The following is a 24,668-nucleotide window of genomic DNA, read 5'->3' as shown; positions in this document are numbered from 1 at the left end:
TCCGATATCGCGCTCTGGCGGCAAGAGGAATTTGTGCGACGCACAACGAGAAAAACGGACAAATGGGAAATGCTTGCCGAAAGATTCTTCACTCGCATTTCTGGAAAGGCTTGGAACCAACTCTCAACCTCTACAGTTTCTTTTATTTCGGACTCAGTTTGGTCAGTGGGATTGCGTATATTTACTTTCGCTCGAGAAAAGAGGAACTCACCCCCAGTTTTCGAGGCTTACTCATCCCTTTACTCAGCTTGTTTTATTGGTCCATAGCATGGTCGATTTGTAATTCGTTCTTACACCACCTCACTGCCTACGTATTTGTTTTTCTGAAAAATCCAGCCATTCTCGTACTAGGTGTTTCTACTTCTGAGTTAGCATTTCGTTTCCAAAAAGACTTATTCCCACGTTGGCGTAAATGGAGTTTGCGCATCCAAACCGGACTTGCCTTAATTGCAGGTTTTTGGAATGGAATCGGTTTCTTTTTTCGTGAAATTCGTTTTGATCCCAAAATGGAATTTTATGTTCCCGTTCAATCATCAGAAAACACTTTGATCCAATTTTCCATCTTATCCATTGCCATTGTACTTTGTTTGGTGCTTGTGAATACTTTGGTTGCCCTATTCGCAAAATACAATCGATTGGATGGATCCAAAAAAAAAGCAACTGGTGGATTTATCTTAGCAATCCTGGGAATCCTTTCTTTGGCATTTGCTGATATTCTTGTTGATCTCAATTATGTAAGTAAACCCACTTATTTATTTGTTTTAACCAATCTTACGATCATCATCATGACCATACTTGTTTTGGTTTCACTCAACCAAGACACTGTTCCATCGACAGTTGGGTTTAAGATTATGACCTTTAATCTTACAATTTTGTATCTCATACTTTCGATTGTCGCAAATTTTTTATTCAATCGTTTCCGAATCGACATTCAAAATGAAATGAGCAGAGAAAAACATAATATCAAAACGCAATTGGAACTTGGGAATATTTATCCTTATGTTTATTTATCTGACCTCGTCATTGACATGCAGGAAAAAAACTTTCGTATCAATAAAATTGAATTCTCAGAAAACCAAATCGAATCCTTACAAAACAGAATTCCTTCCTATGAATTTTTCAAAGTGGATACATTCAATAATGATCCAACTGGAATTTATTGGACTTCTGATTTTTTCGCAAAAAACCATCATTTTTTAGTCGCAATTCCTTACATTGAATATCGAGAAAAGGTTCACCAAACTGTTGTATGGTTAATCATAACCCTACTTTTTTCGATTTTCACAATCTTTATGTTATACCCTGTATTACATAAAACCAGTATTGTTTTCCCTTTAACGAGACTTCTTTCTGGAATCAGAAGGATGCAATCAGGTGATTTATTTGTTTCAGTAGAAGTTTCCAGTAAAGATGAAATTGGAGAACTCTCAAAAAGTTTTAATGAAATGATTTCGATCGTTAGAGAAGCTAGATTCCAACTCGAACAAAAAATTGAAGAAAGAACTGTTTCTCTCAATAATACAATTTTAGAATTACGTGACACACAGGAACAACTGTTACATGCAGAAAGAATGTCCACATTGGGTAAAATCGCTGCAAGTGTAGCTCATGAAATCAATAACCCACTCGCTGCCATCAAAGGGAGTATCCAATTCATAAAGGATAGTCAATTTTCTGATGATTCAGGCCAACATTCTCCATTAGAGATCCAAGCAGATTCACTCATCGAGAGTTTCAAAAATCAAAAACGTTCGGAAGTAACTTCTAGATTTAAAAGAAAACGAGAACTCACAAATTTTTTTAAATCAAAACAAGTTTCCGATCCAATCTCTCTTGCTGATACCTGCTTCGATTTTCATATGGAAGAGATACCAATTCCATTTTTATCTTTATTTGACACCAAAGAAGGGATCGAAGCCTTCCAAACAAGACTCAACGAACATGTGATCCGTTTCCATTTAGGTATCATTGAAACTGCAGTTGAACGTGCCTCTAAAATTGTATTCGCCTTAAAACACCACTCGTACCAAGGACCCAAAGACAACCAAAAAGAATTGTCCCTAAGAGAGGGCATCGAGTCAGTTTTAAGCATGTATTCCAAAAGTTGGAAACCCCATGTGGAGTTAGAATGGAATTGTGAAGGAGACCCAATAGTATTTGGCCATGCAGACGAACTTGTACAGGTTTGGACCAATTTGGTTTATAATTCTTTCCAAGCTTGTCCCAGTGAAAACGGCAAAATTTCCATCAGTCTCAAAACTACCAATTCTGAAGCTGTGATCCAGATCGAAGATAATGGAAAGGGAATTCCTGAGGAAATTTTACCTCGGATCTTTGAGCCATTTTTCACAACAAAAGAGCTGGGAATGGGCACTGGACTCGGATTGTCTATCGTCCAAAAAATCATCGAAAACCACCAAGGGAAAATCCAAGTCCAAAGCCAACCAGGGAAAACCCTCTTCACCATCCACCTTCCCCTAGCAAATTCCTAGGATTTCTCGTCTACTTTTGTCATGGAATCAGTGACAATGTCAAAATTATGTTAAAATTTTGTCTAAATTGGTCAAAAAATTCTTGTCAATCTTTTGCCAAACTTATACAACAAGAGAAACACAAAACGGGAATAGGAAATTACCATGCGAACTCTCCTCACAGCCATCACAACTTTGCTCTTAGCTGGGTCACTCAGTGCACAAACTTACACTGTTTTCATTCACGGAAAATCAGACAAAAACCATAACGGTGTGGGAACCACTGATGTGAACGGGTATTGGGGTTCTTCTGTGAATTCCGTAGGCGGAACTCGCATTTTCATTGGATACGATGGAACAAGTGATCCTAGATCCTACGGTTCTTCTCGTGCCCAAACAAATATTTCCACAGGACTTACTAACTATTGCAAAGGGGCAAACTCTTGCAAAATCGTATGCCACTCTGCTGGATGTTATGCCATTGAATATTGGTTATCTAATTTAGGTTCTACTGCTTCTGCTAAAGGTTTTAATCTCACAAAAGTGACTGCACTTGCTGCTGCCTCTGGCGGATCGGAACTTGCAAACGCACTGAATGGAATCACTTTCGGTTTCGGTGGGAATGCAATGGACAAATCACTCATCGTAACAACTGCTCGTGGTGCGTTTAACCATAATAATACGGCTGGTGTTGCTGTGAACCATGTCCCTGGTTACAAAGGTATGTTTGGAGCTTCTGCTATCCTTCCTGGTGAAGATGATTATGCTGTAGCTTACCACTCTTCTTGTGGTTACAACCGTGCTGGCGGTTTGAACAAATGCCAATCTTCTCTCACTCAATATGAAGGATTATGGCCATTCGGATCTAACAAAACATACAATCAATACAGCGGTCACTACCGTGCACCTTCTGTTTCTTCCACTGGATTGTATCTAGACCATGGTCAGATCAAAACAGAAGGTTGGAGATAAATTTAGGAATCATTGATAGAAAGGAAAAGGAAAAAAGAGATGCGTAGCTCAATCACAACAATACTTGCGTTCCTCGTTGCAGGATCGCTTAGTGCACAAACCTATACCGTGTTCATTCACGGTAAGTCGGACAAAAACCACAATGGCGTGGGAACAACAGACGTAAATTCGTACTGGGGTTCTTCCACTAGTTCAGTTTCTGGATCTAAAATTTTCATCGGATACGATGGAACTTCTGACCCAAGAACATACGGATCTGCTCGCGCACAAACAAACATTGCGACAGGTTTGACAAACTACTGTAAAGGCGCAAACTCTTGTAAAATTGTATGCCACTCTGCAGGTTGTTATGCGATTGAGTATTGGTTATCTAACTTAGGTTCTACTGCATCCTCAAATGGTTTTAACCTTACTGGTGTAACTGCACTAGCTGCTGCTTCTGGTGGGTCGGAACTTGCTTCCGCTCTTAACGGAATCACTTTTGGTTTCGCAGGAAACGCAATGGACAAGTCACTCATCGTTTCTACTGCACGCGGAGCATTCAACCATAACAACACTGCTGGTGTTGCCGTGAACCACGTACCTGGTTACAAAGGTTTGATTGGAGCTTCTGCCATCCTTCCTGGTGAAGATGATTATGCTGTTGCTTACCACTCTTCTTGTGGATACAATCGTGCAGGTGGTCTAAACAAATGCCAATCGTCACTCACTCAATATGAAGGAATTTGGCCATTCGGCTCCAATGTAACTTACACTCAGTACAGTGGACACTATAGAGCACCTTCTGTTTCCTCTACTGGTCTTTACCTTGACCATGGACAACTCAAAGGAGAAGGATACCGATAGGATCGGAATCCACTTCCTACCTTACCAGACTTTGGTAAGACCAAAAGGCCAGCCATTTCGGCTGGTCTTTTTTTTGCCCGAATATAATACAAATTGACACATTTGACTTATTTGTGGAATTTGTGTCTAAAGAAAAAAATCAGGAAAGGGAAAACAATGCGAAGCACAATCACAACAATACTAGCGTTCCTCTTAGCAGGATCACTCAGTGCACAAACCTACACCGTGTTCATCCACGGAAAGTCGGACAAAAACCACAATGGTGTGGGAACAACAGACGTAAATTCGTACTGGGGAACCTCTGCGAATACGGTTTCTGGATCCAAAATTTTCATTGGATATGATGGAACTTCTGACCCAAGAACATACGGATCTGCTCGTGCACAAACTAACATCTCCACTGGACTTACGAACTATTGCAAAGGGGCAAACTCTTGCAAAATCGTATGCCACTCTGCGGGATGTTATGCGATTGAGTTTTGGTTGGCAAATTTGGGATCCACTGCGTCCTCGAAAGGTTTCAACCTTACAAAAGTAACTGCTCTTGCAGCTGCTTCTGGTGGATCGGAACTTGCGTCAGCTCTCAATGGTGCTACTTTCGGTTTTGGTGGAAACGCAATGGACAAATCACTCATCGTATCCACAGCGCGTGGTGCGTTTAACCATAACAATACGGCTGGAATTCAGATCCACCATGTACCAGGTTACAAAGGTGCATTTGGAGCTTCTGCGATCCTTCCAGGGGAAGATGATTATGCAGTAGCATACCATTCATCTTGTGGATACAACCGTGCTGGTGGTCTTGACAAATGCCAATCTTCTATCGTGAGCGGTAGCACTACTTATACACAATACACTGGACACCTTAGAGCACCGTCTCTAACTGCGACTGGTTTGTATAAGAATCATAGTGAAATCAAAAACGAAGGAACAAGATAATTATAGGAATCAAAAAACCCAACGATTTTAAACGTTAGGTATTAATTCAAAAGCTGAAGGGAAACCTTCAGCTTTTTTGTTTAGTAGAAGCTTTTAATTTGATTAGCCGTGTTTGATCACTCCTTGTCTTGACCTACCAATGAACCAGTAGTATAACACTGGCACTGCAAATCGACTAAGGACAGTAGCTGCTATTTCACCAAACATGAGTGAGATGGCTAAACCTTGGAAAATTGGATCAAATAACATCACAAAAGAACCTACCACAACCGCAGATGCAGTTAGTAACATAGGCCGAAACCGAACGACTCCTGCATGGACTACTGCTTCTTTTAACTCGACCCCTTTTTTAATCTCTCCTTCGATAAAATCAACGAGGATGATTGAGTTTCGGACTATGATCCCAGCTCCTGCAATAAATCCGATCATGGATGTTGCCGTGAAATAAGCACCCATCACCCAATGACCTGGCAGGATACCAATGAGTGAGATAGGGATCGGCGCCATGATGATGAGGGGCACTGTATAACTTTTAAACCATCCAAGCACAAGAACATAGATGAGTAAAATTACGACAGCAAAGGCACCACCTAAGTCACGAAATACTTCGTATGTAATGAACCATTCTCCATCCCATTTGATGACAGGTTTTGTTGTGTTCCAAGGGACATCTGCTGTTTGTGTTTCGTAATTAATTTTTGGTGCCAGTTTTAACATCCCATACACAGGAGCTTCTTCTTCACCAGAAAGTTCACTCATTACATAGTTCACAGGTTTTAGGTTTTTGCGGAAAAGAGCTCGGTCTTCTTCGATGTAAGGATTTCCTAGGACTCTTTCAGAAGAAACAACTCCCGATTCCATTGACATGATGTTTTGGTTTTGGAATGGAGATTTTGAACTACGAACATTTTGTTTCATTGAGAGGTTGATGGAAACTTCTTCCGGTTCTTTTGCCGTTGCCAAACTTACAAGTGGTGATTCAGAAAAGAGTAAAGAACCTGTATAGGCAAGTGCAGATGTTTTGATCCCATAGAGTCCTGATTTATCAAAATCAATCGGATAAACCATCTTGGGTCTTCCGTTTCGGAGTGAAGTATCCAAATCGACTACACTTGGTTCTTCTTTGAAGATATTGTATATCTCCTCTGCTACTTTTTTCCTCTCTGATACACTTGGACCATATACTTCCGCTACCATGGTTGCCATCACTGGAGGCCCTGGAGGGATTTCTAAAACTTTTGTCACTGCATTGTTTTTTTCACCAAAGGACTTAATCTCTCCTCGTAGTGATTCGATGATCTCGTGACTTGATGCTTTACGATCATTTTTATTCTTTAAAATAATTTGCAGGTCATTCATCGAATCTAAATTTCGAAGGAATGAATGTTTCACCATCCCAGAGAATGAAAATGGAGCTGCTTCTCCACCAAAGATTTGGATTTTTTCTACATTCGGATTTTGTAATAGTTTCTTTGCTAAACCTTCCGATTGGGACATACTTTGTGTTAAAGTTGTTTTCGGTTCATAATCGATTAGAACTTGGAATTCTTCTTTATTATCAAAAGGTAACATTTTGACTTTTACCCATTTGAAAGCTACAAAAGCCATGGAAACAACTAATAATCCAATGGTAATAGCTCCAAATAGACTTGCATTTTTCTTTGTACCTAACAACCAATTAGTGAACTTGATGTAAAGTTGGTCTAATTTGGAAACTTTATGACCCACTTCTTTATCTGAATGAGTATGTGATTCTTTTAATAATCTTACAGATGCCCAAGGAGTGATGACAAAAGCGACTATCAAAGATAATATCATCGCAAGACTTGCACCCACAGGGATCGGTTTCATATAAGGCCCCATAAGTCCTCTTACAAATGCCATAGGTAAAATGGCGGCAATCACTGTAAAGGTGGCAAGGATAGTAGGGTTTCCCACTTCTGAAACGGCAATGAGTGTTGCTCGGATGATACCTAGTTTCGGATTTTCTTCCAAATGGCGTTCGATGTTTTCCACAACAACGATGGCATCATCAACCAAAATCCCAATGGAAAAAATCAGTGCAAATAGTGTAACTCGGTTTAGAGTATATCCTAGAAAGTAATATATTGCAAGTGTGAGCGCAAGTGTAACAGGGATCGCAATGGCAACAACAAGTGCTGATCTCCATCCCATCCATAGTGCAATGAGAATAGTCACTGAAATCGTTGCTATCAACAAATGTTCGATCAGTTCATGGGATTTATCTTCTGCGGTGCTACCGTAATCACGAATGATGCTGAGACTAATCTCTTTTGGTAAATCTTTTTGGAATAATTCTGCCCTTTCAATTAAGTCTTTAGATAAATTGACAACGTTTGTACCTTTCCTTTTTGCAAATACAATCGTTACTGCATTACGTTTGGATTCACCAAGTGATTTGTCATACAAAACGGAAGACCTTGTTCTTTCTTCCGGCCCCTCTTCCACTTGGGCTAAATCCTGAATGCGCACGACTCTTCCACCACGTTGGGCAACTGGTAATCGTTTTACATCCGCAATATTTCTTAACACACCCCCAACTTCCATATCGACAACAGATTCCGATGACCAATTTTTCCCCGCTGGGATCAATGCATCATTTTGTTTTAAACTCTCTGCTACTTCAATGGCTGTAACACCAAATCGACTTAATAAACTGGGGTCAACTTTTACTCGAACTGTTTTCTTCAATCCACCCAACATTTGCACACTTGCCAAATCTGGTGTTGAAGACAATTCTCTTGCTAAAGGTCCAACCTTTTGTCTTAGTTCATAATCATTTAAAGATTCTGAACTAAAACTGAGTGCTAGGAAGGGAACATCATCAATTGAATAAGATTTTACAATCGGAGGTAACGTATTTTTCGGTAATACAGTTTTTGCCTCCATTAATTTATGATGGATTTTGACTAGTGAAGGTTCAATTGGTTCGCCAACTTTAAATCGAACAGTGATATAACTTCCATGCCACTTACTACTAGAGTAGATATATTCAACACCTTCAAGTCCCCAAACGGCACGTTCCACAGGTTCCGTAACTTTCCTTTCCGTTTCTTCTGGTGAAAATCCAGGACTTGGAATTTGGATGTCAATCATTGGAACTGATATCTGTGGTTCTTCTTCTTTTGGGGTTAAGTATACAGCAAATAAACCTAATACCAAGCTTGCAATCGCTATGACAGGAGTTAACCGTGAATGTAAAAATGTTTCTGCTAGTTTCCCTGCAAATCCAGCCCTAATTTCTTCCAATGGATTCATTTGCGTCTTCCTTTTTTGAAAATATCGATACTTCCGTTCTCACTTGTAAAAAAGCGATTTCGGTTTCCATTAAAACTCGAGATAAATCTAGTGATTTATTTAAAGTCTCAGCAAATTGCATGGCATTGATTGCTCCACTCTGGAATAATCTTTGCATATTGATCACTTGTTCTTCTTGGAATTTCATGGACTCTCTTATGAGTTCCAAAGTTTCTTTGAGTGAAATCTCTTTTTGAATTAATGATTTTACGTGAGTCTCTTCTTCTTTTGTTTTTTCTTCAATTTTTTTAAGAGCGGCTTCAGCATTTAACTTAGATTCTTCTATCACTCCCATATCTTTTGGATTGTATAGATTCATTTGAAGATACACACCTGCTTGGTATGCGTTTGATATATTACGACTTCCTTGGTATCCGTATGCTTCGGAATAGGCTCCAATTTTTGGTAAAAACTTAGCCATCTCCATTTCTGCTTTCAGTTTTTCACCTTCTGCATACTTGATTTGTGCATTCATTTGATTGGATCTTTCATAGCCAACAGGTCGTTTAAAATACGTATCCAAGAAGTCATTAAGGTCTGATTCTACAATTTCCAAATCAGTTGCTGGTAAATCGGATAAAACATATAAAGTATCTTTATAGTCTTTGATTTGTAACTCAGATTGTTTTTCCAATACCGAGATTTGGTTTTTGATCGATTTTAATGCAAGGTATCCTGCATAACCAACAGGGTTTCCTTTATTGCCTAAAGAATAATTGGATTGGAAACGACTCTCAATTTTTTTGATTTGTTCGAGTCTTTTTTGATACTCATATAAACTTTGAATTGCCCGGTAATAAAATCCAGCTTGAGCAAACTCTCTATCTCGGATTGCTAACCATTCAAATTTCAAACCCGTACTTCTTTTTTCATTCATTGCAGCAAAAGTTTTACCCGATCCACCTTCATATAGTGGCAAATCCATTCCAAGAGTTCCTCTAGAATATTGGTGGTTACCTGGATTATTTAATGTATCTTTTGCAAAAAGATTCATAGTATCTGAATTTAAAGTTGTGTAAGGTTGGTTATTTGAATCTAGGAAATTACCTGGTCGATAACGAGTGGATGCAGTTGAAAAATCAGCATCTGTTGCACTCCTTTGGCTTAATTTTCCCATAAAGTTAAGAGTGGGATCGTTTGTTTGAAAAGTTCTAAGATCAGCATAAACCCTAGGTAACCAGTGTTTGTCGGACCTGTCCTTTGCAATTTCACCAGCTTTCCACTCCAAATATTTGGATTTTCTTGCTGATGAATTTTCTTCGATTCGTTTCCAGAGGTCACTAAACCCGACTCCTTCAGCAGAAAGATAAATCGGCGTGATCAAAAGCAGAAAGCTAGTGAAAAGTTTCATTGGTTTAATCCTTAACCTTTGGTTCTACACCAAGTTTGTTCAAAAGAATTGCCATTGGGCAAAAACCGATGGTTGAAAAAACAACCAAGTTGATACCTACAAGTAAGTTCAAGAGGAACCACCAAGGTGAAACATAAGTTCCAAGTGAAACACCTACTAAACTAAAAACTCCAGCGATGAGAAACACCAATCGCTCCAAATACCATGTTTTTGTTGAAGCCAAGAACATTACTATACCCCCTATAGTATATAGCCTAGATCCAGATATACCCGGCGGGGTATATCTGGCAAGTATTTTTTACATGGGAATTTTAAAGAGGGATGAAAAGATTAAAGGGAAAAGGCAGCTGAAATGGCTTTTTTTACGTCGCTTTCGATGTTTTGAGTGGACTTCTTTTCTTTGAAACAGGTATCCATATATTCATGGATGTAAGCTTCTCCGAACTTTTTCATGGCTTGGTGGGCTGCTTTTAGGAGTAGGATCGCTTTTTCACAGTCCTGTTCTTCTGTCACGATGGTATTTTTGATCGCTTCCAACTGCCCTTGGATACGATTGATGCGATGGATGAGTTTGGTTTGGTTTTCGGAAATGCTCATACCTACATACCCAGCAGGGTATACCAAAGTTTCAAGTAAAAAAATGACCCCCTTCCCATTTTCAAAATCACCTATTACAGATCTACCCCAATCACCACCCTACTACGTTTCCAATTTTGGCTATTGGTTTGGAGTGACTGAGTACAACCAAGCAGGGATTCAATTTGTATCAGAGTTTGCAAAACAATGTGGGCTTACAAAAAAAACCTCCATTTTGGAAGTTGGATCGGGCCTGGGGGGGAGTTTACTCTATTGGAAACACTTTTTTCTTGCAAAGAAACTTGCTGCAATCAATTTACCAGGAGAACAGTCAGACTTCGCAAAACAGTTATTTAACGAGAATGGTGTTAAAGTAGATCCTTTTATCGAAGCAGGATGGGAAAAAATAAAAACTCTTCCCACAAACACATTTGATTTTGTTTTTTCTGTGGATGCTGCTTATCATTTTGACAATATAGAAGAGTTTTATCGCCAAGCTTACCGAGTTCTAAAACCAGGAGGGAAATTAGTTCTCAATATTTTTCATTCTAACAAGAATGTAAGAATATCATTTCCTATCTTATTAAAATTATTCCTGATTCCACCGAACCAAATCAAAACGAAGAATGAAACAAAAAAAGAATTAGAAACCATTGGTTTTACGATCGAAAAATACTTAGATTGGACAAAACCAGTCATCGAAGGATTTATACAAAATTCCAATCAAATGAAATTGTCACTACGTTTGTTTGGATATGTCTTACAAAAAATCACAAAACTTTTTGATCTTACTTACCACTACTATGTAATCAAAAAATAATTATCTCAGAATGATTGTATCTACAGGTTGATTTAAAATTTTAGAAACTACTTGTAGGGCTGATTTAGCTCCAGCTTCCAACAATGGAATTCCATACAAGGAATAGGAACCACATAACCATAGATTACAATTGGCTTTTGTATGTAAGGCAGATATTCGTTCGATTGCCCTACCAGTTCGGTCATCCATGACTGGTCTTTCAAATTTCGCTAATTTTAAAACATCATTTTGATGAGGCATTTTATGTGGGTTCCAGGTTTGGAACACTTTTTTGCCCTTTAATTCAGGGATGATTCTACCCAAATCCAATGTAACTTCAGGTTTATCATAACCGTCTCGTATATTAAAAACTAAAGATACTTTAGGGTTCTTAAAGTAAGTCGGATCAGTATGTAATACAACATCACTTGCTTCATAACGAAATTCATTTAGAATCTCTTTTTCTTCATCGTAACCTTTCCCAAGTAAACTTTTTGCCTGATTGGCTTGTGTGGAAAGGATGACATGATCAAATTCTTTTTCTTCCTTCTCGAATTGAATGATGGTTTTGGAATTCTTTTTATATATTTGTTTTATATTTGAATTCAAATGAATTTGTTTTAATCCTGAAGTAAGCCGATTGACAACATCTCGAGTACCAAATTTTGCTGTTTCTTGGGGAGTGTAAGAATAACCTCTGGAGTGGTATCCAATAATCGTTTCCGCAGGATAAAGGGCAACTGTTTCCGTTTTACAAGTGTTCACCAAAGCAAAGGTAGGCAATAAAAACTCATAAATAAATTCATTTGAATAATGATATTTCTTTAAAAAATCTAAAATGGTAATGTTTTGTTTTTCGTTTTTCCAATCTTTTTTCGAGTTCGTATAAAACTTCAATAAATCAGAAAAAATAAGCCTACCTTTTTTGGATAAAAAAACATCTGCGGTTGGAAACCCAAAATGACTCCCAAATATATTTTTGGAAAAAAATCCAAAAACAGCCTGATCACTGGAATCAACTCGAAAAGAATAATCAACAACCCTGGTTTGGATGTTTGCCTTATCGTAAACTTGGAACAAAGTTGGATAATAATCTCTTTTGATGGTTCGAAAAGGTATATCAAACTCAACTTCTTTTCCATTGATCAATTGTTTAGCGCCAAAGGCTGCCATACCTACTTCAGGGTGTTTCTCATATAATGAGACATCCAAAAATTTGTTCAAAGCCCATGAAGCAGTTAATCCAGTAATTCCTGATCCAATAACTGCAATCACTTCATACTTCCTGTTTTTAAAAATTGAACATGCCATGATAATGCATTTTCTAGGTCATGTGGTGTGTGTTTGCCTTTTGAAACTTTGAGTGCATTTTCATAATAAGCTCTCAATTTATCCCTATAGATAGGATGAGCACATTTTTCAATGATGAGTTCCGCACGTTTTTTGGGAGGACATCCTCGTAAGTCTGCCAATCCATTTTCTGTAACAAAAATCATTGTTGAATGTTCGTTATGATCTGTGTGAGAGACCATTGGTACAATCGCAGAAATATTCCCATCTTTCGCAAGTGAAGGTGTCATAAAAATACTCAAATGCGAATTTCTAGTAAAATCCCCTGACCCACCGATTCCATTCATCATCGATGTACCCATCACATGTGTTGAATTTACATTCCCATAGATATCAATTTCGATCGCTGTGTTCATTGCGATGAGTCCCATACGACGTATGACTTCCGGATGATTTGAAATTTCTTGTGGACGAATGACAAATTTAGATTTCCAAGCTGAAATATTTTCATGGAATCTTTTTAGACCTAACTCTGAAAAGGTGAGCGCAGAAGTAGAAGCTATTTCTAATTTCCCTGCATCTATCAAATCAAAAACAGAATCTTGGACCACTTCTGTATACATTTGGATCGCATGGAATTTTGGATCTTTTGCCATACTTGCAAGTACGGCGTTTGCAATATTCCCAACTCCATTTTGGAATGGCAGATACTCTTTTGGAATTCTACCCATTTTGATTTCGTGTTGGATGAATTCCAAAACATGGGAAGCTATATTTTGGCAATCAGCATCAGGTGTTTTGAATACGGTAGCTGCATCAGGTTTACTAGAACGAACGATTCCTTTGATCTTTTCGGGTGGGACTTGGATAAAAGGTTCACCCACTCGATCACTTGGATTGATAATAGGAATTGGTCCACCTTTCATGTGGTGACTTGGTAGATAAATATCGTGATATGATTTTAGTTCAAGAGGATGGGTATCAGTAAGTTCGATATAAATCGATTCCGCATTTTTTAAGTATGTTGCACTCATCCCAGAAGAAGTGGATAAATAAATTTTACCATCCGTTGTCACATCAATGGCTTCCACTAATGCTACATCAATTTTTGGCAAAATTCCATGTTCGATGTATTTCACGACATGGGAAAGGTGCATGTCTATAAAATCAGTTTCCCCTTGGTTGATTAAATTGCGTAAATGTGAATTGGATTGGTATGGGATTCGTAATTTTAAAGCGCCTGTCTTCGCCAATGCTCCATCTAATTCTTCCCCAGTGGAAGCACCTGCATACAAATTGATAGAAAATGACTTCCCTTGTTTTTTTTCTTCTTCGATACGTTTTGCAAAGGCAACAGGGATAAGTTTAGGGTAACCTGCGGGAGTAAAACCGGAACAACCCAAGGTGACATGATATGGCAATAATAGGGCGATTTCTTCTGCAGTTTTAAGTTTTTCTTCAATCAAGGAATTGGTTACAGTCATAAATGGTAAATCTCTTCTTAGACCAAAGATAAAGAGATTGCCTAAAAATAAAAAGTCCAAATTCTGAACGTATGGATTTTCTCTTATATTTCTATTCGGTGTTATTTGGAATCATTCTGATTGCTCCCTTTTTGGTATTCTATTATCGATTCCAGATTGATGAGTCGCCCTTTGGCAAAGAGATGGATGCACAGTTACGAGCTATTTATGAGAAAAAAAATAACTTATTAGATTCGTTAAAAGACATACGATCCGATTTTGATTCGGGGAAGTTGACAGAAGAAGAATTTCAAACTCAATCCATCCCCTATATTGAAGAATTAGAAACAGTAGAGTCTACATTATTGGAAAAGAGTAAAAATTTGGTTACGTTAGAACAACCCAAGATTAACAATGATTGGACTTGTTCCAATTGTGGATCTTTTGTTTCTGTTCCAAATGCAAAATTTTGTCCAAACTGTGGGACAAGTCGATTGGCTTAATTCCACCTAATTTGAGTTAGAAAATTGCATGTCATACAAACGTTTGTATTTTGAATTTGGGTTTTGCAAAAGTTCTGTGTGGCTACCACTCTCTACAATTTCACCATTTTCTAAATAATAAATTGTATCTGCGATTTTCACTGTGGATAAACGGTGAGCAATGATGATTACTGTTTTGTTTTCATACAATCGGACAAATGCTTGTTGGATTAATCTTTCTGATTCTGTATCCAATGCAGATGTGGCTTCATCTAAGATTAATACTTCTGGATTGGCGAGTAAGGTTCGTGCAATTGATATCCTTTGCCTTTGGCCTCCAGACAACATAACACCTCTTTCACCGACGATTGTATCGTAACCATCTTCAAATGATTCTATGAATTCGGAAGCAAATGCATCTTCTGCTGCTCTTCTGATTTCTTCTTCTGTAGCATCAGGTTTTCCATAGGCAATGTTTTCACGAATGGATCCATTGAATAAAAATATATTTTGCGAAACAACGCCGATTCTTTTGCGTAAATTATCCAAACTTAAATCTTTGGCATTTACATCATCCCAATAGATTCCACCTTCAGTGGGATCAATCAACCTTGGCAATAAATCGACTAATGTAGATTTACCTGCTCCAGAGGAACCAACAATCGCAATGGTTCCTCCTTTTGGTAAAGTCAGATTGATATTTTTTAAGGCGTATAAATCTGTATTTGGATAAAGATAAGTAACGTTTTTATAAGTGATGGCATGACTTAAATTCCCTAGTGGTTTTGGGGAAGTTGGTTCTTTGATGTCAACTTCTCGTCCTAAAATTTCAAAAACCCGATCACTTGCAATCACTGATGATTGGACCAAGTTTACTAAGATACTCATCTGCTTGAGTGGACGCATTAGAAAAATCAAAGTTAGAAAAAATGCTATGAACATACCTTTTGAAAAACTTGCGTCTTCCAATAAATATGCACCAATCCCTAAAAACACCATTGTTACTACAGAACCAGATAACTCGGTTAAGGCGGGACCAATTTGATGGTAAAAATGAGTTTTAAAAGTTTTGTCTGATAAGTTTTGGTTTACTTTAAAAAATCTTTCTGCTTCCTTATCTTCCATTGAAAAAGCACGAATCACACGTATTCCCGAGATCACTTCTTGTAAGTCACCATTTAGTTCCGATAATTGTTCCTGTTGATTTTTAGTTGTCCTTCGAATTCGGTCTGCAAAGGCACTAACTGGTCCTACAATCAAAGGGATCACAATAAAAAGTAAAAAGAACAATTTCCAACTTAACACAAGTAATATGATCAAATGTGTGATGATATAAAAGAAATCGTTAATTGCATCTTTTAGATCGTTTGAAACAACCTTGCCAACGATGTCTACATCGTTGATCACACGGCTCATCAATACTCCCGTTTTTTCTCTATAAAATTCATTGAGAGGTAATACCTGGAGTTTTTGGTAAAGTGCTTGTCTGAGGTCTTTGACAGCAAGTAATCCAGCTGAGTTAACAAAATAAACAGTACCCGCTAGGCATAATAATTTTAAAAAGTAAATGGGAAGGATAATCAGACAAAAGAGATAAACCAAATCATCAGGTTTTTTCTCTGCAAGTTCGGAATTTGTTTTTTCTTTTAAATTTGCGAATTGCCACTCCCAATAGGTTAACCCCTGTAATCGATCTGGGTTTTTGTATTCACTTAAAAGTGATTGGTCTTTTTTTGTAAGAGCAATTTGGAATTTATAATTTTCGCCTGATCCTAAGGAATCAAAGATGGGAATGAATGAAGTGAGAGATGCCCCGTTAAAAATAGAAACAAATATAGACAGAAAAACTCCAAGACTGAGTCTGTATTTGTATTTTGCCAAATATGGCCATAGTTTTCGGTAAATCTTCACGTATGAGAACCTTATCCCTCGTTTTCTTTCTCTTGTCCCTCACTTTTTGTGGAAAAGACAAACAGGAGTTTGCGATCCAAATCGCTTTGCCTTCGGATCCCGCCCAATTGGATCCTTTGTTTTGTACGGATTTAACATGCCAAAAGTTAGCTAGGTTCCTCCACCAGGGACTTTTTAAGGCAGAACAAAATGCCTATGTTTCCCCTTGGATCCAAAAATCACAAAAACTTGAGAGTCCCACAGAGGAAATCCTGGTAATCCAGTTAGGAAAAAAGGCTCCTCCCATTGAAGACATCCACTTTAGTTTCACAAGGTTAATCCAAGAATCGTATCCTCGAAAAGAAGATTACCGTTTTCTCAAATCGGTTCATATCCTTTCCCCTACTCAATTAGAGTTTCGATTCCAAAAAGGGACTTCGGAATCAGAATGGAAAGAGAAGTTCAGTTTACCATTTGCATCCATCATTGGGAAAAAAGATTGGGAACAAAATCGTTTACAAACCTATGGAGATTACAAACTCATTGAATGGAAAAAAAATGAGTTTATCAGTTTAGTTTCTCAAAATAAGGAAACAAACAACCTTCCTGAATCCATCCGTTTTCTCATTTTACCTCAATCCACAACTTCCTTATTTTTATATCGCAAATCAAAATTAGATGCATTCAAACTATCAGATTTTTTACTCTCTATCCCTGAAGCAACTTCTCAATTCACTCTGACAAAAAAAGGAAGATCCGTACAGTATGTAACCATCAATCAAACCAACCCATGTTTTGACATTCACTTCCGCACCGCATTGAACTTAAGTATTCCCAGAGAAGTGATCATCAAAAAATTGTTGGAAAACCATGCAGACCTAACCTATGGCCCGATCCCAATTCCCTATTTAGAAAAACTGAATCTCCATCTGAAGCTAAACGATATCACTTATAACAAAAAGAAGGCAATTTCTGAACTCAAAAAATCAAAGTGTTATCCTAATATTTTAACGAAAGAAATCGATTTTCGAATGAGAGGAGATGATGAAAACCAAACAAAAGGTAGAGCCATCAGACAAGCATTAGCTGAAATTGGACTAAACATCAAACTAAGGCCGATGGAAAAAGCACCGTTGTATAAAGAAAATGGGGAAGGTAAAGGTGACCTAACTTTACTTACTTGGTATTCAGACTATGACTCAGTTTGGAATTTTTTAGATCCCGTTTTCCATCCAAATAAAATTGGGAATGGAGGGAATAGGTCCTTTTATCAAAATCATATCGTTGGTTCGATTTTAAACAAACCAAATCGAAATCTTTCTGATGCCAAACAAGTGATCGAAATCGTCACGGAAGAAAAACCTTGGATCTTTTTATGGTCGATCCAAGAAAACTACCTAGTCTCTAAGGATTTTCTTCGTTATAACGTACTCGCCGATTATCTATAAGTGGTGGTTCCAATTCAACTGAATCAACTGCTGCTGGTTGTGTTTTTGATCCATCTGCATTATAAGTTGAAATCTCAGAATCATCCTCTTCTAAATTGTTTGGTTGTGAAATAGAATTTGGTTGTGGTTCCGATTTATTAAATCCTATTCGTTTGGGAGGTAAATCACCTATATAATAATACTGTGCATATAGAGGCACTTTACAAATATACTCGGGATTATTTTCAATGAGTGTTCCATCATCAGCACAAACATCCACCTTCACAAAATCACCGACAAAACTTGGAATGAGTTGGTTTCCCATTCCTAATTTGGTTTTTACATTTTGAATGTAGCGATACCAAATTCCACCTGATACTCCGGAACCTGACCCAGGGAAAGGTGCACCTTCATCATGTCCCACCCAAACAACTGTTACATTTCTCGGAGTAAGTCCTGCAAACCAAACATCTCTCACACCTTTCATACCTTTCCATTTCGATGATTTGAGTTTAGGAGATTGCACTGTACCGGTTTTCCCCGCATACAAAAATGGCTCCCCTTCCTTTCTTTTAAGGGTCATCGTTCCTTCTTCTGTGAGTACTGACTGTAACGTGTTAATCGCCATTGCACACGCAACTGGATCTAATATCTGTTCTGCGGCTTCATTGGGAATTGTATTGTAAAACTCGTTCCCATCCATATCTGTGATTTTGATAATCTTTCGAGGAGTGACTCTTCTTCCGCCATTCATGAGGGTTGCATAGATTGTTGATAATTCCATTGGACTCAGTTCCCCTGAACCCAGAGCCAGGGAAAGATTACGTTGGAATCTTTGTTCTGCTTCCTCTTCAGGAATCGATAAAATCGCACTTAATTTTTGAATGAAATACGAAATCCCAACTTCATGTAATAATTTGACAGAGACAGTATTGACTGATTGTGCTAAAGCTTGGCGAACAGTTATCTCACCTTTGTAACCTTTATACCAGTTTTTTGGTGAATAACCTGAAATATCTAATTTCTCATCTTTGATTTTTGAGGATGGATTTACGATTCGTTTTTCAAAGGCCAATGCATATACTAATGCTTTGATTGTGGATCCAGGTTGACGTTTTGCTTCTTCAGCACGATTAAAACGAAACACATTGGAAATTTTATACCCTCCTACAAGAGCTTCTACATCTCCTGTTTCTGGATCTAACGAAATCATTGATCCACTAAGTTGAGGTAAAATTCCTCTAGTCACTTCAGCTAAATCAGCTTTACCTTTAGTTTGATACTCTAACTCTTGTTTGGACAGATCTGCACGCACAGAATCAACACCAATCCTCAACGCTTCCTCTGCGAACCTTTGTTTTTCCAAATCTAAGGTAGTATAAACAAGAAGTCCTCGTTCTTCCAAATCCTCATTAGAAAACTTTTCGAGAATAAACCTTCTGATCTCGGCATTAAAATCTGGAGCTAAATTAACTCGAAAGTCTTTATCCGCTCCGTATTTTCCAATTTCACTTGAATACTTTGGATTTCCATCTTCGTCTTTCGATTCTTTCACTTTGTAAATCGTTCGAAAACGTTTTAAATTGACTTCAATAGAATCTGAAAACTTCACAGGGATATCTTTTTGCGAAGGATGAAGTTCTGGATTTCGCGCCATGTCATATAATACTCGTTTTTGGCGAGAAAGTGCAATGCCTAAATTACGAACTGGGTTATACACACTTGGTGCTGGAATGATTCCTACTAGAAGTGCCGCTTCTTCAGGGCTAAGTTCCGATGCAGGTTTTCGAAAATAATATCTGGCCGCTTCTTCCACGCCAGTATTTCCTTCTCCCAAAAAAATTTGATTCAGATACATTGCCAATATTTCTTCCTTCGAATATTGGCTTTCGATATAAAAAGTACAATATAACTCAGTAAGTTTATTGAATAAATTTCGTTTTCCCAGATTGAGAGTTAATTTTGCTAACTGCTGTGAGATGGTGGATCCACCTTGCGATAACCTAAATTGGACTAAGTTTGTAACAACAGCACGTAATATTGCTGTGTAATTAATACCTGAATGAGAAAAAAATTCTCTATCTTCAGAGGAAAGTACTGCCCAAACAATCACATTATGTTTTCTTAAATTATCAGTTCGAATTGGGCGAAAATTACGACGATAAAATTCACCCATCACCTTTCCACTTCGATCCAGAATTTTTACGGACTTAGGCTGGAAACTATCATAAAAATTGGATACTTCTGATCTGTATTTCTCTAAAGATTTATGTACCCTTGTTTCTTCTCCAGACCAAACTACGTAGGCACCTGCCAAGAAGAAAAAACTAAGAAAGACTCCAACAAGGAATCCAATTGTCAAAACTTGGTTCTTTTTTTGCCACAAGAATCGCATAATATCGATTAAATGACCATACAATACTTCTAAAATCAAATAAAAGGAATTATTTTTATAGTTCATTTTTTCTTACTCTTTGTTTTAGGAAAAACCAATGATTCCACTTCTTCAAATCGAGTGACAGGATAAAAGGAAACACCTTTTTTCACGTAATCAGGGATTTCTTGGAACGCTTTTTCATTATCTTTTGGAAAGATGATTTTCTTTATTCCAACTCGTTTGGCGGCTACAATTTTTTCACGTAATCCACCAATTGCCAAAACTTCACCAGTTAACGTTAACTCACCCGTCATACCAAAACCAGGGTTAATGATACGATTGGATACAAGAGATAATATGGCTGTTGCCATTGTAATCCCAGCACTTGGACCATCTTTGGGAGTTGCACCATCTGGTACGTGTAAGTGGATGGCTTTTTTCTCAAACAACGCATCGTTGTTCAAATAGTTTTTCACAAACGACAAAGCAATGTTTGCTGACTCTTCCATCATTTTTCCCATTTGTCCAGTGAGAGTCAAACCTCCCTTTCCTGGGATGAGGACAGCTTCAATGAGTAACGTTGATCCACCTGCATTTGTCCAAGCAAGGCCAAGAGCCGTTCCTGGAACTTTTGGAATTGTCATACGGTCATCCACAAACGGTGGAGGTCCTAAATATTCGACCAAATCTTTTTCACGAATTTCTTTGGAATACTTTTCCTTTAACACTTGTTTAAGGGCAAGTTTACGAACCAATTTATCGAAAGTTTTTTCAAGTCCACGTAATCCCGATTCTCTTGAATAGGAGTTGATGAGATGGCTCACAGTTTCCTTTTTCATCGAAAACAAATCAGGATTTAATCCATTTTTAATGAAGATTTTACTCCACAAATACTTTTGAAAGATTTGAACCTTTTCTTCTGTGATGTAACCTGAAAGTTGGATCACTTCCATACGATCGAGTAAAACTCTTGGAATGGGTTCAAAGGTATTGGCAGTGGCAATAAACAGTACATCCGACAAATCAAATGGAAGATCTAAGTAATGGTCTCTAAAATTAAAATTTTGTTCTGGGTCAAGTACCTCAAGAAGAGCCGCTTGTGGGTCCCCTTGGTAACCTTGTGACATCTTATCAATCTCATCTAACAAAATCACAGTATCACGCTCTTTCGTGATTTTTAGTGCATTGATGAGTTTCCCTGGCATCGCACCTATGTAGGTTCGCCTATGGCCTTTGATCTCAGCTTCATCTCTTACACCACCCACAGAAAATCGGTAAAACTTTCGTCCGAGTGCTTCTGCAATGGATTTTGCAATCGAAGTTTTTCCAACTCCAGGAGGTCCCACTAAACAAAGAATAGAACCTTTACTTTTCGGATTTAATTTGTGAACTGCTAAGAATTCCAAAATCCTTTCTTTTACATCTTCTAACTTATGATGGTCACGGTTTAAAACTTTTTTGGCATGGAGTAAGTTGATATCTTTTGTTTCAGGTTTTTCCCAAGGCAAACTATCTACTAAATCCAAATAATTCCGAATGACATTATAATCACTGGAAATTGGATCTGAGTTTTTGAATTTATCTATCTCTCGTTCCACTTCAACGATAATCTCTTCTGCAACGGGAATGGCTTTTAAACGGGCGAGGAGTTTATCATATTTTTGTTCGGTTTTGTCTTCGCCAACGCCTAACTCTTGTTGTATTGCCTTCAATTGTTCCCTTAGGAAAAACTGTCTTTGTTGGTTATCAATTTTATCATTGATTTGTTCTTGGATTTTTTTCTGTAAAACGACCAGTTCAATCTCTTTCTTTAAAAAAAGTAAAACTTTTTCGAGTCTATCATTGATTGGAATGGCTTCAATGACAGATTGGTATTCTTCTTTTTCCAAATTGAGAATGGAACAAACAAAATCAGCCATCTTGGCTGGTTCATTCACATTCATCATGGTTAACTTCATGTCTTCTGTGAATAATGGATTGTTTTGTGCGAGTTCTTTAGTCAAAATCAGTAATGTTCGCATCAATGCTTTGATGTTATTTTTACTTGTACCCAATTCTTCTTCTGGGTAACTCACATTGGCAATTAACATTGGTTCTTTGGTATGGATGGAATTGATTTTAAATCGTTGGATCGTATTCACCAAAATATTCATCCCACCATCTGGTAGGTTGATTTTTTTTAAAATCCTAGCAACAACACCGATTTGGAAAATATTATCTTCAGAAGGAAGCTCCGATTCATCTTCCTTTAACAAGATGAGGCCTAAGAATCCAGCACCTTTGGAAGACTCCTCAATGGACTGAATAAACCTACCTGGAGGAACGATTAGAGGTGTAATGATACCAGGAAAAACAGGTCGTACTTTGATCGGAAGTAAAAAGATCTGTTTCGGTAAAGTATCTTCTAGTCTTGCCAATTTGGTTGGGTTTTCCCAAAATTCATTCGTTTCCAATCCGTATCCTTCCTTATGATTCTATTTTATCCGGGCCAAGTGCTAACATTTTGTCACGAAACATAGCAGCTTTTTCAAAATCCAAATCTTGAGCATAACGTAACATTTCTCGTTTTAATGCTTCACGTAACTTGTCTTTGGTTTTGTATTTCTTCAATGTAAATTCTTTTTCTAAATCTTTTAAGGCTTCTTCTTTGCTATCCTCTTCCGCCATCTCTCTCGGAAGGATATCGTGAATTTCTTTTTTGATTGTTTGTGGAGTGATCCCCATTTTTTGGTTATGCGACTCCTGGATCAATCGACGTCTCTCCGTTTCACTTATCGCTTTTTTGATGGAATCAGTCATTCGATCCGCATACAAAATTGCCTTTCCATTTACGTTCCTTGCAGCACGACCAATGGTCTGAATCAGAGATTTGTAATTACGCAAAAAACCTTCTTTGTCTGCATCAAGGATGGCAACAAGAGACACTTCTGGAATATCCAAACCTTCTCGGAGTAAATTGATCCCGACGATACAATCATAAACACCTCTACGTAAATCTCGGATGATTTCCGTTCGTTCGATGGTATCAATTTCTGAATGTAAGTAAGCGATTTTTAGACCCACTTCTTTGTAATAGTCAGTTAAATCCTCTGACATTTTTTTTGTCAAAGTGGTGATTAGGATTCTTTCCTTTTGTTCGATGCGCAAACGAATTTCATTGAGTAAATCTTCAATTTGATTGGTGGTTGGTCTTACTTCCACAATTGGGTCAAGAAGTCCCGTAGGGCGAATGATTTGTTCAAATACCGCTTCACTTTTTTCGAGTTCGTTTGTATCGGGTGTGGCAGACACATACAAAGTCCTTGGTGTCATGGATTCAAATTCCACAAAGTTAAGTGGACGATTGTCAAGGGCACTTGGCAACCGAAACCCAAACTCAACTAACGTTTGTTTTCTGGATCTATCCCCTGCATACATCCCACCAATTTGTGGGAGAGTTACGTGTGACTCGTCAATGATAAGTAAAAAATCTTTCCCAGGAAAATAATCGAGTAAACACGCAGGTCTTTCCCCTTCCGAACGTCCTGTCAAATGCCTCGAATAGTTTTCAATCCCACTACAATACCCGAGTTCGAGTAACATTTCCATGTCGTAATTCGTACGAGATTCAATTCGTTCGGCTTCTAAGTGTTTACCTTGTTTTAAAAAATACTCTTTTTGGGCCGCCATCTCTTCTTTGATTTTTTCAATGGCATCTTTGATTTTTGGGCCGGAAGTGATGAAGTGTTTTGCAGGGTACACTACCACTCGGTCTAGTTTGGTTTTTACTTTTCCAGTCAGTGGATCAATTTTGGCAAGTCCGTCTATTTCATCACCAAAGAGTTCGATTCGAATTCCCTCTTCTTGGTAGGATGGCATAATTTCAATGGTATCTCCGCGAACTCGGAAATTCCCACGGCTAAAATCAATATCGTTCCTTGCATATTGGATGTGTAAAAACTTACGAATGATTTGGTCACGATCGATTTTATCACCTACATGTAACATGACAACCGAGTTCATATAATCTTCAGGGGAACCCAAACCATAAATACAAGACACAGAACTCACAATGATCACATCATCACGTTCTAATAAACTGGAGGTTGCACGCAACCTGAGTTTGTCGATCTCTTCGTTCATCGACATATCTTTTTCGATAAATGTATCCGATGATGGCACGTAAGCTTCAGGTTGGTAATAATCGTAATAGGATACGAAATATTCTACGGCATTTTCAGGAAAAAATTCCTTAAACTCACGAAATAATTGTGCAGCTAAGGTTTTGTTATGAGATAAAATCAGTGTAGGTTTTTTGACTCGGGTGATGACCTCAGCCATCGTAAAGGTTTTCCCTGAACCTGTCACACCCACGAGGGTGATTTTATTTTTACCTTCACCGAATGACTTCGCAATATTTTCTATTGCTTTCACTTGGTCTCCGGCAGCTTTGAAAGGAGAAACCATTTTGAAATTTGCCATAGGAAC

The 24,668-nt window shown here is 37.9% G+C and carries 17 protein-coding genes; 7 read left to right on the top strand and 10 right to left on the bottom strand.

All coding sequences use genetic code 11. The annotated features are described in order from the left end of the window. Positions 1 to 110 precede the first annotated feature (110 nt). The 4 genes from ND812_RS06920 (at position 111) to ND812_RS06905 (ending at position 5,228) form a co-directional block, all read left to right on the top strand. On the top strand, positions 111 to 2,492 hold the full coding sequence (locus tag ND812_RS06920) for a HAMP domain-containing sensor histidine kinase (protein WP_265374845.1): 2,382 nt from the start codon (positions 111 to 113) through the stop codon (positions 2,490 to 2,492). Between the two features lie 144 nt (positions 2,493 to 2,636). Continuing rightward, complete coding sequence (locus ND812_RS06915; RefSeq protein ID WP_265374844.1) at positions 2,637 to 3,443, top strand: hypothetical protein; 807 nt, start codon at positions 2,637 to 2,639, stop codon at positions 3,441 to 3,443. A 39-nt stretch (positions 3,444 to 3,482) separates the two neighbouring features. After that, the gene (locus tag ND812_RS06910; protein ID WP_265374843.1) at positions 3,483 to 4,289 is read left to right on the top strand and encodes a hypothetical protein; all 807 of its coding nucleotides are present in this window, start codon (positions 3,483 to 3,485) and stop codon (positions 4,287 to 4,289) included. 156 nt (positions 4,290 to 4,445) lie between these two features. Continuing rightward, positions 4,446 to 5,228 (top strand): hypothetical protein, encoded by a 783-nt coding sequence (locus tag ND812_RS06905; RefSeq protein WP_265374842.1) that lies wholly within the window; start codon positions 4,446 to 4,448, stop codon positions 5,226 to 5,228. 102 nt (positions 5,229 to 5,330) lie between these two features. On the opposite strand, the gene ND812_RS06900 is transcribed toward ND812_RS06905, so the two are convergent. The 4 genes from ND812_RS06900 to ND812_RS06885 form a co-directional block, all read right to left on the bottom strand. Continuing rightward, the gene (locus tag ND812_RS06900; RefSeq protein ID WP_265374841.1) at positions 5,331 to 8,507 is read right to left on the bottom strand and encodes an efflux RND transporter permease subunit; all 3,177 of its coding nucleotides are present in this window, start codon (positions 8,505 to 8,507) and stop codon (positions 5,331 to 5,333) included. Then, positions 8,485 to 9,897, bottom strand: a complete 1,413-nt coding sequence (locus ND812_RS06895; protein ID WP_265374840.1) for a TolC family protein — start codon at positions 9,895 to 9,897, stop codon at positions 8,485 to 8,487. The genes ND812_RS06900 and ND812_RS06895 overlap by 23 nt, the downstream gene beginning before the upstream one ends. 4 nt (positions 9,898 to 9,901) lie before the next feature. Then, the gene (locus tag ND812_RS06890) at positions 9,902 to 10,126 is read right to left on the bottom strand and encodes a YgaP family membrane protein (protein ID WP_100716316.1); all 225 of its coding nucleotides are present in this window, start codon (positions 10,124 to 10,126) and stop codon (positions 9,902 to 9,904) included. A 101-nt stretch (positions 10,127 to 10,227) separates the two neighbouring features. Beyond that, positions 10,228 to 10,494: a metal-sensitive transcriptional regulator gene (locus ND812_RS06885; protein ID WP_265374839.1), complete on the bottom strand. Its 267-nt coding sequence runs from the start codon at positions 10,492 to 10,494 to the stop codon at positions 10,228 to 10,230. Between ND812_RS06885 and ND812_RS06880 the strand changes: the two genes are divergently transcribed. Further along, positions 10,487 to 11,293, top strand: a complete 807-nt coding sequence (locus ND812_RS06880) for an SAM-dependent methyltransferase (RefSeq protein ID WP_265374838.1) — start codon at positions 10,487 to 10,489, stop codon at positions 11,291 to 11,293. The genes ND812_RS06885 and ND812_RS06880 overlap by 8 nt on opposite strands. Here ND812_RS06880 and ND812_RS06875 read toward each other — a convergent pair whose 3' ends face one another. Both ND812_RS06875 and ND812_RS06870 read right to left on the bottom strand, forming a co-directional pair. Continuing rightward, a complete protein-coding gene (locus ND812_RS06875) occupies positions 11,294 to 12,547 on the bottom strand; it encodes an NAD(P)-binding protein (RefSeq protein WP_265375922.1) in 1,254 nt (417 codons plus the stop codon). Next, entirely contained in the window at positions 12,544 to 14,046 is a 1,503-nt protein-coding gene (locus tag ND812_RS06870; protein WP_265374837.1) for a succinate CoA transferase, read from the bottom strand. Before ND812_RS06870 ends, ND812_RS06875 begins: the two co-directional genes overlap by 4 nt. A 71-nt stretch (positions 14,047 to 14,117) precedes the next feature. On the opposite strand from ND812_RS06870, the gene ND812_RS06865 reads away from it, so the two are divergent. Further along, the gene (locus tag ND812_RS06865; RefSeq protein ID WP_265374836.1) at positions 14,118 to 14,528 is read left to right on the top strand and encodes a zinc ribbon domain-containing protein; all 411 of its coding nucleotides are present in this window, start codon (positions 14,118 to 14,120) and stop codon (positions 14,526 to 14,528) included. A 6-nt stretch (positions 14,529 to 14,534) separates the two neighbouring features. On the opposite strand, the gene ND812_RS06860 is transcribed toward ND812_RS06865, so the two are convergent. After that, positions 14,535 to 16,418, bottom strand: coding sequence for an ABC transporter ATP-binding protein (locus tag ND812_RS06860; protein ID WP_265374835.1), 1,884 nt, complete (start codon positions 16,416 to 16,418; stop codon positions 14,535 to 14,537). A gap of 2 nt (positions 16,419 to 16,420) precedes the next feature. Here ND812_RS06860 and ND812_RS06855 point away from each other — a divergent pair, with 2 nt between their 5' ends. Further along, the gene (locus ND812_RS06855) at positions 16,421 to 17,845 is read left to right on the top strand and encodes an ABC transporter substrate-binding protein (protein ID WP_265374834.1); all 1,425 of its coding nucleotides are present in this window, start codon (positions 16,421 to 16,423) and stop codon (positions 17,843 to 17,845) included. Here ND812_RS06855 and ND812_RS06850 read toward each other — a convergent pair. Genes ND812_RS06850 through uvrB form a run of 3 tightly spaced genes read right to left on the bottom strand, consistent with a single transcriptional unit; the run spans position 17,802 to position 24,662 of the window. After that, the gene (locus ND812_RS06850; protein ID WP_265374833.1) at positions 17,802 to 20,285 is read right to left on the bottom strand and encodes a transglycosylase domain-containing protein; all 2,484 of its coding nucleotides are present in this window, start codon (positions 20,283 to 20,285) and stop codon (positions 17,802 to 17,804) included. The genes ND812_RS06855 and ND812_RS06850 overlap by 44 nt on opposite strands. Continuing rightward, positions 20,282 to 22,654, bottom strand: coding sequence for an endopeptidase La (lon, locus tag ND812_RS06845; RefSeq protein ID WP_265374832.1), 2,373 nt, complete (start codon positions 22,652 to 22,654; stop codon positions 20,282 to 20,284). The genes ND812_RS06850 and lon overlap by 4 nt, the downstream gene beginning before the upstream one ends. A gap of 13 nt (positions 22,655 to 22,667) precedes the next feature. After that, entirely contained in the window at positions 22,668 to 24,662 is a 1,995-nt protein-coding gene (uvrB, locus tag ND812_RS06840) for an excinuclease ABC subunit UvrB (RefSeq protein WP_265374831.1), read from the bottom strand. Positions 24,663 to 24,668: the final 6 nt, after the last annotated feature.

It is taken from the genome of Leptospira limi, assembly GCF_026151395.1.
Taxonomy (GTDB): Bacteria; Spirochaetota; Leptospiria; order Leptospirales; family Leptospiraceae; genus Leptospira_A; species Leptospira_A limi.
The sequence above is the reverse complement of the archived record's forward strand: the minus strand, read 5'-3'. Positions and strand labels throughout refer to the sequence as shown.